Annotated in this window: 14 protein-coding genes; 5 read left to right on the top strand and 9 right to left on the bottom strand. The window is 34.9% G+C overall.

Annotated features, from left to right (window positions below; genetic code table 11):
* Positions 1-11: 11 nt before the first annotated feature.
* Complete coding sequence (gene pnuC / locus JMI89_RS05010) at positions 12-686, top strand: nicotinamide riboside transporter PnuC (RefSeq protein WP_187754459.1); 675 nt, start codon at positions 12-14, stop codon at positions 684-686.
* A gap of 70 nt (positions 687-756) precedes the next feature.
* On the opposite strand, the gene JMI89_RS05015 is transcribed toward pnuC, so the two are convergent.
* Positions 757-1,083, bottom strand: a complete 327-nt coding sequence (locus tag JMI89_RS05015; protein WP_187754460.1) for a YnfA family protein — start codon at positions 1,081-1,083, stop codon at positions 757-759.
* Between the two features lie 196 nt (positions 1,084-1,279).
* Here JMI89_RS05015 and JMI89_RS05020 point away from each other — a divergent pair, with 196 nt between their 5' ends.
* Complete coding sequence (locus tag JMI89_RS05020) at positions 1,280-1,876, top strand: hypothetical protein (RefSeq protein WP_187754461.1); 597 nt, start codon at positions 1,280-1,282, stop codon at positions 1,874-1,876.
* A 41-nt stretch (positions 1,877-1,917) separates the two neighbouring features.
* On the opposite strand, the gene JMI89_RS05025 is transcribed toward JMI89_RS05020, so the two are convergent.
* From JMI89_RS05025 to JMI89_RS05040, 4 genes are all read right to left on the bottom strand, one after another.
* On the bottom strand, positions 1,918-2,901 hold the full coding sequence (locus tag JMI89_RS05025) for an MDR family oxidoreductase (protein WP_220679480.1): 984 nt from the start codon (positions 2,899-2,901) through the stop codon (positions 1,918-1,920).
* A gap of 25 nt (positions 2,902-2,926) precedes the next feature.
* On the bottom strand, positions 2,927-3,592 hold the full coding sequence (locus tag JMI89_RS05030; RefSeq protein WP_220679481.1) for a TetR/AcrR family transcriptional regulator: 666 nt from the start codon (positions 3,590-3,592) through the stop codon (positions 2,927-2,929).
* A gap of 226 nt (positions 3,593-3,818) precedes the next feature.
* The gene (locus tag JMI89_RS05035) at positions 3,819-5,090 is read right to left on the bottom strand and encodes an MFS transporter (RefSeq protein ID WP_220679482.1); all 1,272 of its coding nucleotides are present in this window, start codon (positions 5,088-5,090) and stop codon (positions 3,819-3,821) included.
* 12 nt (positions 5,091-5,102) lie between these two features.
* Entirely contained in the window at positions 5,103-6,539 is a 1,437-nt protein-coding gene (locus tag JMI89_RS05040; RefSeq protein WP_187754464.1) for a M20 family metallopeptidase, read from the bottom strand.
* 537 nt (positions 6,540-7,076) lie between these two features.
* Between JMI89_RS05040 and JMI89_RS05045 the strand changes: the two genes are divergently transcribed.
* From JMI89_RS05045 to JMI89_RS05055, 3 genes are read left to right on the top strand one after another with little or no spacing between them, the layout of a single operon-like run.
* Positions 7,077-8,150 (top strand): HlyD family secretion protein, encoded by a 1,074-nt coding sequence (locus JMI89_RS05045; protein WP_187754465.1) that lies wholly within the window; start codon positions 7,077-7,079, stop codon positions 8,148-8,150.
* Positions 8,151-8,162: 12 nt separating this feature from the next.
* Positions 8,163-10,964 carry a ribosome-associated ATPase/putative transporter RbbA gene (gene rbbA / locus JMI89_RS05050; protein WP_187754466.1) on the top strand — a complete coding sequence of 934 codons (2,802 nt, stop codon included), beginning with the start codon at positions 8,163-8,165 and terminating at the stop codon, positions 10,962-10,964.
* Positions 10,965-10,968: 4 nt separating this feature from the next.
* Positions 10,969-12,099, top strand: a complete 1,131-nt coding sequence (locus JMI89_RS05055) for an ABC transporter permease (protein ID WP_187754467.1) — start codon at positions 10,969-10,971, stop codon at positions 12,097-12,099.
* 232 nt (positions 12,100-12,331) lie between these two features.
* Here JMI89_RS05055 and JMI89_RS05060 read toward each other — a convergent pair whose 3' ends face one another.
* From JMI89_RS05060 to pitA, 4 genes are all read right to left on the bottom strand, one after another.
* Positions 12,332-12,550 (bottom strand): helix-turn-helix transcriptional regulator, encoded by a 219-nt coding sequence (locus JMI89_RS05060; RefSeq protein ID WP_220679483.1) that lies wholly within the window; start codon positions 12,548-12,550, stop codon positions 12,332-12,334.
* A 13-nt stretch (positions 12,551-12,563) separates the two neighbouring features.
* Complete coding sequence (locus JMI89_RS05065; RefSeq protein WP_187754469.1) at positions 12,564-13,133, bottom strand: DUF2975 domain-containing protein; 570 nt, start codon at positions 13,131-13,133, stop codon at positions 12,564-12,566.
* A 407-nt stretch (positions 13,134-13,540) separates the two neighbouring features.
* The gene (gene uspA, locus JMI89_RS05070; protein WP_187754470.1) at positions 13,541-14,002 is read right to left on the bottom strand and encodes a universal stress protein UspA; all 462 of its coding nucleotides are present in this window, start codon (positions 14,000-14,002) and stop codon (positions 13,541-13,543) included.
* 62 nt (positions 14,003-14,064) lie between these two features.
* Entirely contained in the window at positions 14,065-15,567 is a 1,503-nt protein-coding gene (gene pitA / locus JMI89_RS05075) for an inorganic phosphate transporter PitA (protein ID WP_187754471.1), read from the bottom strand.
* Positions 15,568-15,791: the final 224 nt, after the last annotated feature.

The raw sequence follows: 15,791 nt of genomic DNA on the forward strand, positions 1-15,791 counted from the left end.
AAGGAATACATATGACTCATTTAATTCTACTTATTGGACGTAGTAAAATTTATCCATATATTTGTCTGGTACTCGTGACTTTAGCTTTTTTATCAACTAATCCTCTACAGGATTTTGATCAACGTTACGCTATCTCTTTTGTGGGATCCATGTGTGGTTTATTGTGTGTAATATTATTAGCTAAACGAAAAAATAGCGGTAATGTTTTGGGTATGATGGCGGCATTTGGCGAAAGTACTGCCAATTTTCTCGGTAATAATATAGGAGCAGCGTTACCTTCTATATTTTATTTTTTGTCACATGTCTATGGGTTAGTGAATTGGCGTAAAAATCAAGATACGGATAAAGCCGTAAAAGTTAGACAATTAAAAGAAAATCATTTTTTAACAATTTTATTTTTCTTGATTATAGCTGCTTTTTTAAATGTTTTTTTAACAACTGAATTGGAAGCAAAAAATACTGAATATCAATTAATTGCAAATTGTTTTATATTCGGCTTGGGGCTGATTGCTCAATTGTTATTAATGATGCGTTTTTCATTTAATTGGTATTTATGGATTCTCCTTAATGTTTTGACCATCGGTTTGAATATTTATACTCATAATCCAATTATTGCTACGCAATATTTAATATACTTGTTTAATGCCATTTATGGGGTGATTGAATGGAAAAAGAGCCAAAAATAAGTTAACACTTTTTATTTTTATCGTCCGAATAAACGAATTCTAAGCTAGCAAAAACTCGGTATAATAAAATTTATACCGAGCGCCAGCCAGTAATAATAATTAAACTACCTACTAAAATCATACTTGCGCCAATTAAGTCAAAAGCCGTTAATTTTACATGATCGACTAAGCGTAACCAAACTAACGAAGTTATAATATAAATGCCACCATAGGTGGCATAAATTCGACCGCTTGCTTCTGGATGCAGTGTTAATAACCAAGTAAAAATCATCAGGCTAATGGCTGCTAAAACTAAAATCCAAGCTGATGTTATGTGCTTAATCCAAAGATAGACAAAATAACAACCGGTGATTTCAGCCAATGCAGTTACTAAAAATAATAATATAACTTTAACCATGCAATATCTTCTCATTTATGTATAATTTAGGTGTTCTATCAAAATAAACGTATTATGTTGTTATAAGATATAAAATCACAATTGTTTGTTACTGTGCATTAAATATTAATGGGTTGCTAAAGTTTCTCTTATTAGATGCAACATGTATAGTAATACAGAAATAAATGATCAAAATAAAAATTTAAGGGAATAAACGATGCATTTGTATATTTTTTTTATTATTGGATGTGTGATATCCATTTTTGGTTATCAAGTTATAGTGGCTTATATAATAGGCTTAGCCTTTGTTTTTTCTATCATTGTTGGGATTTTGATCGATAGTTGGAAAAGAAAAAATCAAGTATTGGTTGAAAGTTCTAAAGATCGTCTTATTTTTGATATTAATGGCTTTCCAGTCGAAGAAGATGTAAACAGTTTAATCAATATATTTGCTGACGATGAACAAGTATTGGCATCTAAATTTATAAAATTATTTAAACTAAAACTCTTTTTCTTAACTATGGTAACTGCTTATAGCGTTTATCAACTAATTAATATCTATAGCGCTACTATAGATTATCAACAAGATTATATGCAATGGGGAATACTAATAATAGGTTGTTCATTTACCCTTTATTTAATATATCGTTTAATTAACTGCTTATCCATTTTAAATTCTGTTCATAAATTGCGTTGGCACATTGATTATCATGATTCTGATCATCAACGTTACTACGCGGCCTATTTTTCTTGCGCAAAAGCGTCACAATCTAATTATTTTATACCTCTCTTAGCTTTGGTGTTTAAAATTTAAGTGTTGTAAAGGGTGAGCCATTCACCCTTGTATATTGATTATTACTGATTTACATCGACAATGATGCGACCTCGGATTTGGCCTTGCAATAATTTTTCGCTTGTAGGGATGACTTGTTTTAATGAAATTGTTTTGCCAATGGTGTCCAATAATGGTGCATCTAGGATAGTTGCTAAATGCTGCCAAGCTTCAACACGATCAGCATAAGGGCGCATAACACTATCGATACCGATAAGGCTAATACCGCGTAAAATAAAGGGCGCTACACTACTAGGAAAATCCATACCTTGTGCTAAACCACATGCGGCAACTACACCACCATATTGTGTGCTTGCGCAAACATTAGCTAGCGTTTGACTACCTACACAATCGATGGCAGCTATCCAACGTTCTTTCATTAATGGTTTACCCGGTTCAGACAATTCATGACGATCAATAATTTCGTTAGCACCTAATTGCTTTAGGTAAGCACTTTCATTTAGTCTACCGGTAGCAGCAATTACATGATAGCCCAATTTAGCTAAAATCGCGATCGTAAAACTGCCTACACCACCATTTGCACCCGTGACTAAAATTTTTCCTTTTTTCGGTGAAATGCCATGTTTTTCAAGAGCGATAATTGCTAACATTGCCGTATAACCGGCTGTACCAATTGCCATACATTGCTTACCGGTCAAATTTTGTGGTAATGGAATGAGCCATTGGCCATTCACTTTAGCAAATTGCGCTAGGCCACCCCAATGTTTTTCCCCTACTCCCCAACCATTAAGTAATATTTTATCGCCCTTTTTGTATTGTGATGTTTGGCTGTCGATTACTGTCCCGACGAAATCAATGCCTGGCACCATAGGGAATTGTCGTACAACTGGGCTTTTACCTGAAATGGCTAAGGCGTCTTTATAATTCAATGACGAATAGTCTACCTGAACAGTGACATCACCATCAGGTAATTGGGATGGTTGAAGCTGAGTGAGGTTGGCGCGATAGCCTTTATCATCTTTCTCGATAAGAATTGCATTGAACATGGTGTTTTCCTTTTATAACAAGTCATTAATGGGAATGATCTGTACCTAGATTTGGTTTGTAATCTAAGTTGTTTAGAAAATAGTTGATAAATATTGTCATCGGTTCGGCATTTTTAATTAATTTTGCACGCATGACAGCGCCTTCCCAGCCAATCCAAAAAGAGTAGGCTAAGGTTTGACTATTGAGTGATTGTGCTATATCACCATTTAATTGTGCTTCAGTTAAACAATTAGCTATACAATGTTGCCAATCCAGAAAAATTTCATTTAACCGTTGCCGAAAACTATGGGGTATGGTGCTAATTTCTTGCCCTAAATTGCCCACTAAACAACCACGGTTAAAATGGTATTTTTCCATACCTTGTTTTGCATCAAGATAAAATTGATAAATCCGTTCTAGAGGTGAAATGGTCTGATTATTGAGATATTTATTGAGTTTGTGAGCAAAATAACTTGCGTAATTTTCTAAGATTGCGTGTCCAAAGGCCTCTTTATTTTCAAAATAATAATAAAATGATCCTTTGGGTATACCAACACGTTTTAAAATACTGTCGATATCTGCAGTCATATATCCGCGTTCGGTGATTAATTCAACCCCACTACGAATCAAAGCTTGTTTGGTATCTTGATGATCATGCGTTGATTTAGGAGGTCTTCCTCGCTTAGGTTTTTGTTGTATCACTTTCATCATAAAATTTCTCAAAACATTTTTTAATAATATAGACTGATTGTCTACAAAAATAAAGTCTTCACATTTTTTTTATTTGATGATTAATGATAGTAAGTGGATAAGATGTGATAATAGAGAGGTTCTGTTAATTAAAAAAATCATTGTGTTAAATTAAATAACATCTTATTAAAACTTCCCTAATAAGATATAGGGAAGTTTTATTGATAAAGAGATAGACAATTAAAAATTATTTTTTGAGGGCATTCGCTTGATATAAAGCAAATAAGCTAATGAAGCCAATGGCAATTAAATAATAACTTGGCGCAAGATCACTTTTAGTTAATCTAATTAATATTGTACAAATCATAGGTGCAAAACCGCCAAAAATTGTTACTGAAACATTGTAACTTAACGCCATGCCAGTAGCCCTTGTTTTGACTGGGAAAATGTCTGCCATCATAGAAGGTACGGTTGCAAAATAAATTGATTTTAATAAAGCTAACCAGCTAATTAACAAAATTAACGATGTTGGACTGATAAAATCGACGGTAAGAGCAAAACCGGGATAAACTGTGACGAGTAATAAAACCAAGGATGCAAACATTAATGGAATACGACCGACTTTTTCTGCCAATAAACCAACTAATGGAGTAACAAAAGTTAAAATTATACCCGCTACTAACGTTGCCGTATATGCAGTTGAGCTATCTAAATGAAGGTTTTTCGTCGCATAAGTAGGCACATATTGTAACATATAGTTAATAGCAGTTGAAATCATCATTAAACCAACGGCGATGAAGAACAATGATTTTTGATTGAGAATGATCTCTATTAAAGGGTATTGAGTTTTTTCGGCTTTTTCAAAGGTTGGCGATTCATCAATGTAACGTCGAATATAGAGACCAACCGGACCAATTAATAGTCCAAAAGCAAAAGGAATTCGCCAACCCCATTCACTTATTTCAGATTCAGTTAAAGTGTTAGTTAAAATTAAACCAAATAACGCTGCAAGTAAAGTACTAACACCTTGTGTGGCAAATTGCCAACTGGCAATAAAGGCTTTACGTTCGGGAAAATGTTCAATTAAAAAAGCGGTCGAACTACCAAATTCACCACCAGCAGAAAATCCTTGAATAAGACGCGCAACAATCATCAAAATTGGCGCTGTTAATCCGATAGTTTGATAGGTTGGCATGATAACAATCATTAAACAACCAATCATCATTAAAATCATTGATGCCAGTAATGATGCTTTACGACCATGTTTATCAGCATAATTACCTAAAAACACGGCTCCAATTGGTCTGATAAGAAATGAAATACCAAAAGAAGCAAAAGTCATAATGAGTGATAATGTTTCATCGGTATTAGGAAAGAAAGCCTTAGCAATGTAATTGGCAAAAAAAGCATAGACAGCAATATCAAACCATTCCAAAGCATTACCAATACATGTAGCAAATAATGTTTTATATAGATTAGGTTTTTGGGGTGAATTTTTTTCAGTGTTTATGGACTGCATAAATTGTATTCCTTATTTTTTATTTTTTTCTTGGTGATGCTTATGTTGAAGTAATAATTCATTACCTCGTTCACCAAGATCCCAAAATAGTCGAGCCATTATGTTTAATCCCTCATAGGCTATTGATTTGAGCATATGTTCATTAACAGCATGTTGACCGCACGCCGGATAAGAGTGAGGAATCCAAAGGGTTGGTAAGCCTAAAATATCGGCAAAGATATCATTTGGTAATGATCCACCTAAATTAGGTAATAAAGCCGGTTTTTTATCCGTCGCTTGTTGAATAATACTTAATGCCCAATCAACCAGTGGGTCAGTTGGATCAAAGCGTGTTGCAGCAGTGATACCACACGATTCAACTTCGACATTATTAAAACCATGTAAGTTAAGATGTTTTTTAATATTGTTAATAATATTTTTGGTATCAGTGCCAACCACAAAACGGAGCTGGCAAGTAGCCGATGCATTAGGGGGAATTGCATTCACGGGTTTTGCCGGATTTCCTGCTGTGTAAGCCAATACCTCTAAACTATTCCATGAGAAAAGCCGTTCAGCAGGGGTAAGGCCGGGTTCTCCCCAGTTGATGTCAATATCAGGATCACCTAATTGCCCAGCTGGTTGGATATCACTTAAAATATGGCGGATAGCTGGGCTTAATGCCGGTGGTCTTAAACCATCGACAAGTATTCTGCCTTGTTTATCTACTAAACATGCTATCGCATTTGCTAACTGTGTTGCCGGATTGGACAACAAGCCCCCCCAATTACCCGAATGGTAACCTTGTTCACGACTATTTATCGTAAGTTTGAAATTAATACAACCACGAGATCCTAAGAATAACGTCGGTTGATCAGCAGATAAACGTGGACCATCAGAAGCAATGAAAAGATCGGCTTTTAATTGATCTCGATACTGTTCGGCAATTTTTGCCAAACCGGGTGATGAGATTTCCTCTCCCATTTCAAATAATACTTTGCAGTTAAATCCTAATTTTTTACCCCGAGCAAGATATACTTGCTCTAAAGCTGCAAAGTTAATGGTATGTTGACCTTTATTATCTGCTGTACCGCGACCATACCAGCGATCGCCTTCTTCAATCAATTGCCAGGGTTCTAGTCCTTTACGCCAATGTATTGCATCACCAAATACCACATCGCCATGACCATAACATAAAACAGTTGGTAGTGTAGGACTTTCGATACGCTCGGCAATCAAAAAGGGACAGTTTTCTGTTTCGGGATTATCAATTTGGGTAGTGGTAAAACCCATAGAATTTAATTCAGGTTGAATAACTTGTTGTAAGTATTCAACTAAACTCTGTGGTCTGGGTTGTTGCTGACTTTCAGTTTGATAACCAATCCTATGAGCAAGTCGTTGTTTGAATGTATTGTTATTAAAAATAAGTTGTAAATTTTCTAATAAACAATTGAGTTTAATATTTTGTTCCATCGTGTTTTAACTGCTTATCTTATTTTATGGTGAGTAAAGACTCCTTTTAAAACAAATATACTACAATAAGTAAGGTAAATAAAAAATAAAACCATTCATTGCATAAATTTGTTTTATTATCTTGAGGCAAAAATTAGCGCTAGAAATAATACTTGATTATGTCATTGTGTTGTATATTAAATGGGCAACATTACCATAAATAATAATTTTTGAATAGGCATAAAATGATTATGCTTTACAAAATAATTAGCATAAAATAAACAAAATATCTAGATAAAAATACTAAAAATAGTGGTATTTGGTATCAATCTGAATCCAACATTGGATAGTGATTTTGATTATTAATATCTTACTTTATTTTGCTTTTTAAGATTTAAATAAAGTTAAAGGATATTTTAATGAAAAGTGGGCTGATTTCTCTATTTACTATCATTGTTGTTGAAGTTTGAGTTTCGCTTTTAAGCTATCAGTATACATATTAGATAAACTTTATTATCAACTTTAAGATTTAAATAAGGATATTATTAGGATATTACGATGAAACAGTTAAATAGAAAATGGCTTATTCTTTTCCTTACCGTTGTTGTTGCTGGAACCTTAATTTGGTTTCTAACTAAAGATGACGGCTTTGGACCTAATTTTATTAGTGGCAATGGTAGAATTGAAGGTACTGAAATTAATATTTCTACCAAGCTTGCTGGTCGAATTGAACAAATTAAAGTTCAAGAAGGTGAATTTGTACAAGTAAATCAACCACTGGTTATTATGCAAACCGATACTTTAAATGCGCAATTAAATGAAGCTAAAGCACAGTTATTGCAAGCAATGAGTAATGAAGAAAATGCGAAAGCGCAACTTGGTCTTAGCATAAGTGATAAAGCAGCTGCTGAAGCAATTGTTAATCAACGTGAAAGCGATCTTGATTTAGCTATCAAACATTTAGCACGTACAGAAAAGCTATATAAAACTGGTGCTTTGTCAGTACAACAGTATGATGATGATAATGCGAAAATGGAAAGTGCCAAAGCGGCTTTACAATCTGCAAAATCACAAGTTGATTCAGCGCAAGCTTCTGTTGAATCGGCTCAAGCGAATATCCAAAGTGCTGCTGCAGCAATAAAAGTTGCTGAAGCCAATATTACGCAGATTCAAGCTGATATTGATGATAGTACATTGGTTGCGCCAGTGGGCGGGCGTATTCAATATCGTATTGCGCAACCGGGTGAAGTGTTAAGTGCTGGCGGTAAAGTGCTTAATTTAGTCAATCTTTCTGATATTTATTTAACATTCTTTTTACCAGAAACTGTAGTAGGTAAAGTAGCTATTGGTGATGAAGTCAGAATCGTTTTAGACGTAATTCCGAATAAATCAATCCCCGCATATGTCTCATTTGTTGCAAGTGTCGCACAATTTACGCCAAAAACAGTTGAAACTAAAGATGAACGTCAAAAATTAATGTTCCGCGTTAAAGCACAAATCAAGCCAGAGTTACTTAAATGTTTTATTAATCAGGTCAAAACAGGATTACCGGGTGTTGCGTGGGTAAAATTAGATTCTAATGTTGCATGGCCGCAAGAGTTATCGGATTTAGCTGCATGTCCAAACCAATAATGGAGTGTGGTTATGTCAGAGCCAAAACAAGATTTAGTTAATGCTTTAGCTAAAATAGATAACGATTATGTGGTGAAGGTGGAAAACACCACACTTTGTTACAAAGATGTGCGGGCTTTGGATAATATTAGCTTAAATTTTCCATCACGCTGTATGATTGGTTTAATTGGACCAGATGGGGTGGGAAAATCAAGTTTATTGTCATTAATTGCTGGCGCACATGTTATTCAAGATGGTAGTGTTTATGTGCTTGATGGTAATATGGCTGATAAAGGTCATCGTAAATCGATTTGTACACGCATCGCTTATATGCCACAAGGGTTAGGTAAAAATCTTTATCCAACTTTATCAGTTGAAGAAAACCTCCAATTTTTTGCCCGTTTATTTGGACATGATGCACAAGAACGCCGGCGTCGTATTGATGAACTCACGTTAAGTACGGGACTGTATCCATTTTTATCTCGTCCAGCAGGTCGCTTATCAGGTGGAATGAAGCAAAAAGTGAGTTTATGTTCTGCGTTGATTCATGATCCTGATCTTCTTATTTTAGATGAGCCAACCACTGGCGTGGATCCGCTTTCTCGAGCCCAATTTTGGGAGCTGATTAACAAGATTCGTAAGCAGCGTCCACAAATGAGTGTAATTGTTGCCACTGCCTATATGGATGAAGCACAGAATTTTGATTGGTTAGTTGCCATGTATGCGGGGAAGATTCTTGAAACAGGGACACCTCAGCAATTACTGACACAAACAGGTAAAACCAATCTGGATGACGCATTTATCCAATTAATGCCTGAAAATGCTAAACAAGGTTACCAAGCGGTTGAAATTCCACCATTAGAGGGGGGCGATAAAGCGCAAATAGCAATAGAAGCAAAAGGGTTAACTAAAAAATTTGGTAATTTTATCGCAGTTGATCATGTCAATTTTTCGATTCAACAAGGAGAAATATTTGGTTTTTTAGGATCCAACGGCTGTGGTAAATCAACTACTATGAAAATGTTAACAGGGTTATTACCAATATCAGAAGGAGAAGCTTGGTTATTTGGTAAACCTGTGGATGCGAATGATATTAATGTTAGAAGGCATCTAGGTTATATGTCGCAAGCATTTTCATTATATAGTGAACTTACTGTTGAACAAAACTTAGTATTACATGCACGTTTATATGGAATCAAGGAAGCTAATATCCCGCAACGAGTAAGCGAATTAGTAAAGCGATTTGGTCTTGAAGAACATCGACAAAGCTTACCGGATAGTCTACCGCTGGGGGTGAAACAGCGTTTATCGTTATCTGTAGCTGTGGTTCATAATCCAGAAATTTTGATTTTAGATGAACCGACCTCTGGGGTTGACCCGATTGCACGTGACGATTTTTGGCGCTTAATCATTGAATTGTCGCGTAAAGATAAAGTCACAGTGTTTATAACCACCCATTTTATGAATGAGGCAGCACGCTGTGATCGTATCTCATTGATGCATGCTGGAAAAGTATTAGCGAGTGATACGCCAGCTAATATAATAGCTGCGAAACAAGCACAAACACTCGAACAAGCTTTTATCAGTTATTTGGTTGAGGCTGGTGCTGATGATTCTGCTAAGCAAGTTGAAAGTCAAAGTTCCGGTGATAAGGAGCATATTGAACGTCCTAAAGAGAAAAAAAATGACCAACAAAGTAAAATTCCAGGCTTTAGTTTGACTCGGATGGTCGGATGTTTATGGCGTGAAGCATTAGAATTATCTCGCGATCCATTACGGGCTGTATTAGCGCTACTTGGTTCAGCTATATTGATGTTAGTAATGGGATATGGAATTACTTTAGATGTTGAGGATTTACATTTTGCTGTATTGGATCGAGACCAAAGTGGTCTAAGTCATAATTACACGCTCAATTTATCGGGTTCAAAGCGCTACTTTATTGAGGAAAAACCGTTGATTGATTATAAGGATATGGATCAGCGTATGCGTAGCGGTAAAATTTCTCTCGCAATAGAAATCCCACCTAACTTTGGTCGTGATATACAACGTGGTGATCCAGTAGATATTGCTATTTGGATTGATGGCGCTATGCCACTACGGGCAGATACAATTAAAGGTTATGTGCAGGGTATGCATTTAGCATGGCTTAATGATCAGGCGCGAGAAAAATTAGGTCAACAAATTGCCGGATTAGCAAATGTTGAAACTCGATATCGCTATAATCCTGATGTAAAAAGCCTACCTTCCATGGTGCCTGCGGTTATTCCTATTTTGTTATTAATGATTCCGGCAATGTTAGCGGCTTTATCGGTTGTACGAGAAAAAGAGATGGGTTCAATTATCAATCTTTATGTTACGCCAGTCACACGGGCAGAATTTCTACTCGGTAAGCAAGTTCCCTATATTGTATTATCAATGTCGAGTTTTTTTATTTTGCTATTTATGGCAATTACTATCTTTAATGTTCCAATTAAAGGGGGAATATTTACGCTCTGTATCTCAGCCTTAGCATATTGTATTATTGCAACAGGAATGGGATTGCTTGCTTCGACTGTAACACGTAGCCAAATTGCGGTTATTTTTCTGACCTGTGTCGGTACTATGTTACCTGCAATTCAGTTTTCTGGGTTGCTTAATCCAGTTTCTTCATTAGAAGGCTCCGGGCGCTATATTGGTGAAGTTTATCCAACGGCTCATATGCTGATTATTTCGCGTGGAGTCTTTAATAAAGCGTTGCAATTTGCTGATTTACATACTTCAATATTTTCCTTATTGATCACCATTCCGATTATATTAGGGATGAGTATTCTTTTACTAAAAAAACAGGAAGGATAGCCCTATGCAAAGTGTGATTAATATTTTTCGATTAGGGGTTAAAGAGTTATGGGGATTGTTGCGTGATCCAATCATGTTGATCTTGATAGCTTACTGCTTTACCATTGATATTTATACCGCTGCTACGGCAACCTCTGATTCTTTGAATCGGGCAACCATTGCGGTGGTTGATGAAGATGATTCTCCTCTGTCGCGGCAAATTACTTCCGCTTTTTATCCACCGATGTTTATGCCTCCAGTAAAAGTTTATTCAATGAAGGAAGTTGATGCTGGTATGGATACCGATAGTTATACCTTTTCATTAAATATTCCACCTAATTTCCAACGAGATGTATTGAATAATATGCGTCCTGAAATTCAATTAAATGTTGATGCTACAAGGATGGGGCAAGCTTTTGTGGGTAATGGTTATATAACTCAAATGATTAATGATGAAGTTAATCAATTTGTTAATCGTTATCGCTCAACCGCTTCATCAGCTGTGAATATTCAAGTTAGAGCGATGTTTAATCCTAATTTAACTCGTTCATGGTTTGGTTCGGTAATGGAAATAATCAACATTGTGACAACGTTATCTATTATCTTAACAGGGGCTGCCTTGATGCGTGAACGGGAGCATGGCACCATTGATCATTTATTGTCAATGCCTGTTACTCCCTTTGAAATTATGATATCAAAAATTTGGTCAATGGGATTGGTGGTATTAATATCGACATGGGGTGCGTTAATGCTGGTAGTGCAGTGGTGGCTAGAAGTTCCTATTGCTGGCTCGGTGGTACTATTTTTGATTGGCGCATCATTACATTTATTTGTAACTACGTCATTAGGTATTTTTCTGGCAACGGTTGCTCGTTCAACTGCGCAATTTGCTATGTTGTTGATCTTGATCTTACTACCATTACAGATGTTATCTGGTGGTTCGACACCACGTGAAAGTATGCCTGAATTGGTACAAAATATAATGATGTTCGCCCCGACTACTCATTTTGTCGAATTAGGACAAGCTATTTTATATCGTGGTGCGGGTTTGAATGTCGTTTGGGTTTCTTATGCCTGGTTACTTGGTATTGGCATTGTTTTCTTTACTTTTTCATTAATGCGTTTTAGAAAAGCAATAGCCGGTATGGGGTCGTAATGAAATTTATCATTTAGTTAGTAAATAGATCATTACATTAATAGTGCAAAAACTTTTGATAAATCATCAGGTGTTACCAAAACGTATAAATAGATTAAGTTAATATGAACTAATCCTAAATTTTAATAAGGGTTGTAATCTACCAAAATAATTGATTATAACCCTCTTATTTTCTACCATAATAGTAACACGTTGTAGATTATTAACGTGAAATATTTTATTAATCTGGTTTTTAATCAACTTTGCTATCTGCTCGATATTCTAAAATATCACCCGGTTGGCAATCTAGATATTGGCAAATCGCTTCAAGTGTGGTTAAACGAAATCCTTTTACTTTACCTTGTTTTAGCAAAGATAAGTTTTGCTCAGTGATGCCAATTGCATTAGCCAAATCTTTAGATTTAATTTTACGTTTAGCCAACATAACATCTAAATTAATGATAATTGCCATGATTCATTGATCCTTATATGAACTGTTCGTTTTCTGTGGCTATTTGGGATGCTTTTAGCAGAATTCGCCCTATAATCATGATACAAAGTGCAGGGAAAAAGGTGATGATATCGTCACCAGTTAGACTCACGTTAATGAACTTTTCTTCATTATTTAACGTTAAAATTAATGATAATAATGGCTCAAAAATTACGCCTAATACAACCCAAGCTACTAATGCTTTACCGAAATTGTAACAGTGATTCGATGCATTTACAGTGAAATATTCCGCTTTCGCATAGCAAATAAATTGCAATCGCAGTTGATAAAAACCATACAATAAAATCACTATGGGTAGGGTATCGATGCAAGTTGCCAGTGCTGATTGCCACCATGTTAATGTTTCAGTATTAGTATCAAATCCAACATATGAAGAAAATAAAGAATAATTATCCGAATCTAATCCAATATTTTGTATATTAAAAAAATAAAATAGTAGGGGAGAAAAGCAACCAATAAAGATACAAATGATCGGCACCCACGTAAACCATGCCACATAGTTTGAATAACGCTTTAAATGTTCAATATTTGATGAATTACGCATAAATGCTCCTAAATAGTATGTAAATGAATTAAGGAGATTATATTCTTTGTTTATTATTAATCAATAAAAAATTATCGTAAAACAATAATAATTTATTGTTAATTATGATTAATGCTTGATTTACCTTATTTATTTTACCTAAAGTTACCTTTTCATTGTTTTAAATCATTTTAATGATAAAGGAATTAATATAATTTAAATAATTATGTACTTATGAAATACTAGAAAAGCAAGAAACCTTATATTGATAATTTTTTGTATACTTTTTTAATGTCATTGGTCATGTTTATAGGAACACTATAGTAGGTATTGGGAATCGATATGAAAATAAAAACTTAACAAAAAGGTCCAACATATTATTGTTAGACCTAATTATTTTTATCTTATGGCTAAAATTCTAAATGTTTTTAATTAACTTCAGAAGGTTTTTCTTCAGTGACTTCATCATCTTTCAGTGGCACAATTAAGGTATCAACATGAGTATTATTGATTAATTGGCGCGCAGAAGACATCAGTTTACTCCAAAAATCTTGATGATGACCACAAACCACAAGATCGGCACCATATTCATGAATAGCTTCAATTAATACTTGACCAAATTCACCATTACCTGAGAGTGTATGAGTTATTGGATAACCCGCATTATCGGCTAACTTATTAAGTACAATATGGGCATCTTCAGTAATACGATCTTTCATGTCATTCATATTGATATCCACTAGTCCAGTATAGAGATCGGAATAGTTGATACCGACATGAATCAATGAAATTTGTGCATTATAAGGCCTTGCCATTGAAACAGCTTTTTCAACTAAAATATCGCTTTCAGGTGAAAGATCTACTGCTACTAAAATATGTTTATAAGCCATAACACTTTCCTCTATCTTTTTAACTTGCAGAAAATTTAATTACTCTCCGGTTAGTTGTACTACTAAATTAACATTTGAGCAAGCCAAAAAATTAATGCTGATAGTAATATAGAAATTGGTAAAGTTAAGATCCAAGTTAAAGCAATGCTCTTCATGGTTTTACTTTGTACACCACCACCATCGACGATCATCGTTCCAGCAACAGAAGATGACAATACTTGTGTCGTTGACACCGGCATACCTGTAAAGCTAGCAATACCAATTGAAATAGCGGTAGTAACCTGAGCACAAACACCTTGGGCGTAAGTCATCCCTTTTTTACCAATTTTCTCACCAATTGTGATGGCAACACGACGCCAACCAATCATAGTACCTACAGCTAAAGCAGAAGCTACAGCAATAATAATCCAAATAGGTGCATATTCTACAGTTTTTAATAAATCATTTTTTAATGCGGATAAATAATTCTTATCCTGCTTAGGTAGATTTGCTTGTTTAGCAATATGATTTACTGTGTCAGATAAACAAATTAGAATACGACGAGTTTGCGCACGCTGATCAACGGTTAAAGTTTCATAATCATTTAAATTATTGAATAATGTTTTGGCAATATTCAAAGTTGTAAAAGAGTGTGAATAATCACAATGATATTCAGTAAGGTCAGTATGTTGAATTTCATTGCTTACAATGGGTTGTTTACCGATTACTTCGGATAGAATTTGCTGGTGGGTAGTAAAATATTCTTCAATATTATGGATGGCGCTTCGTGTGTTAGCAATATCATAAGTCGGTGCGTTCATATTAACAATAAAACCTGCTGGCGCGACACCCATTAATACCAACATTAATAATCCTATTCCTTTTTGTCCATCATTGGCACCATGTGAAAAACTGACTCCAGCAGCTGAAATGATTAACATAATCCGGATCCAAAATGGAGGTTTTTTCTTACCGTATAGTTTTTCACGTTGTTCAGGTGTCATAAATATACGTTCTCTTTTCTTACCACTCTTCTTTTGGGTCCACATTTTTCTTAATATATAGATCATTAAACCTGCCATTAATAAGCCTATCAATGGTGAAATGACTAAAGAGAGTAAGATTGAAATCATTTTTGGAATATTTAGTGCTTCGATTACTGATGTATTTGTCAGAAACGCATTTGCCAAAGCGACGCCAATAATTGAACCGATTAAGGTATGAGAACTTGAAGCAGGGATACCCAAATACCAAGTTCCCAGATTCCAAATGATCGCAGCAAAAAGAATAGAAAATACCATTGCTAATCCGTGCGAAGAACTGACATTGAGTAATAAATCAGTCGGTAACAGGTGAACAATAGCATAAGCAACGCTCAAACCACCAAGTAATACACCAAAGAAATTAAAAATACTCGCCATAAGCACTGCTAGTCGTTCTTTTAGTGCTTTGGTATAAATCACCGTTGCAACTGCATTGGCGGTATCGTGGAATCCATTGATTGCTTCATAAAATAAAACAAAAAATAGCGCTATAGCTAATAACATAAGTGTCGAAATATCTAAATCAGAAAATAGATGGAACATATCGGCTCTTCACATAAATAAATAAACGTCGCTATTATCCTAAAGAATATTAAATGAGCAAAGCAATTTTTGAAATTTTATTAATAAATCCTTGAAAGGATTCTAATATAAGCAAAAAGTGTGCGCGAAATAGCACATCAGTTATGGTGTAAAATAAAATATACAAGATATTGATAACAATTATCAGTAACGATTGAAGAGCAGGATAAACAATGGTTGTTTGA

This window comes from Frischella sp. Ac48 (genome assembly GCF_019641635.1).
Taxonomy (GTDB): domain Bacteria; phylum Pseudomonadota; class Gammaproteobacteria; order Enterobacterales; family Orbaceae; genus Frischella; species Frischella japonica.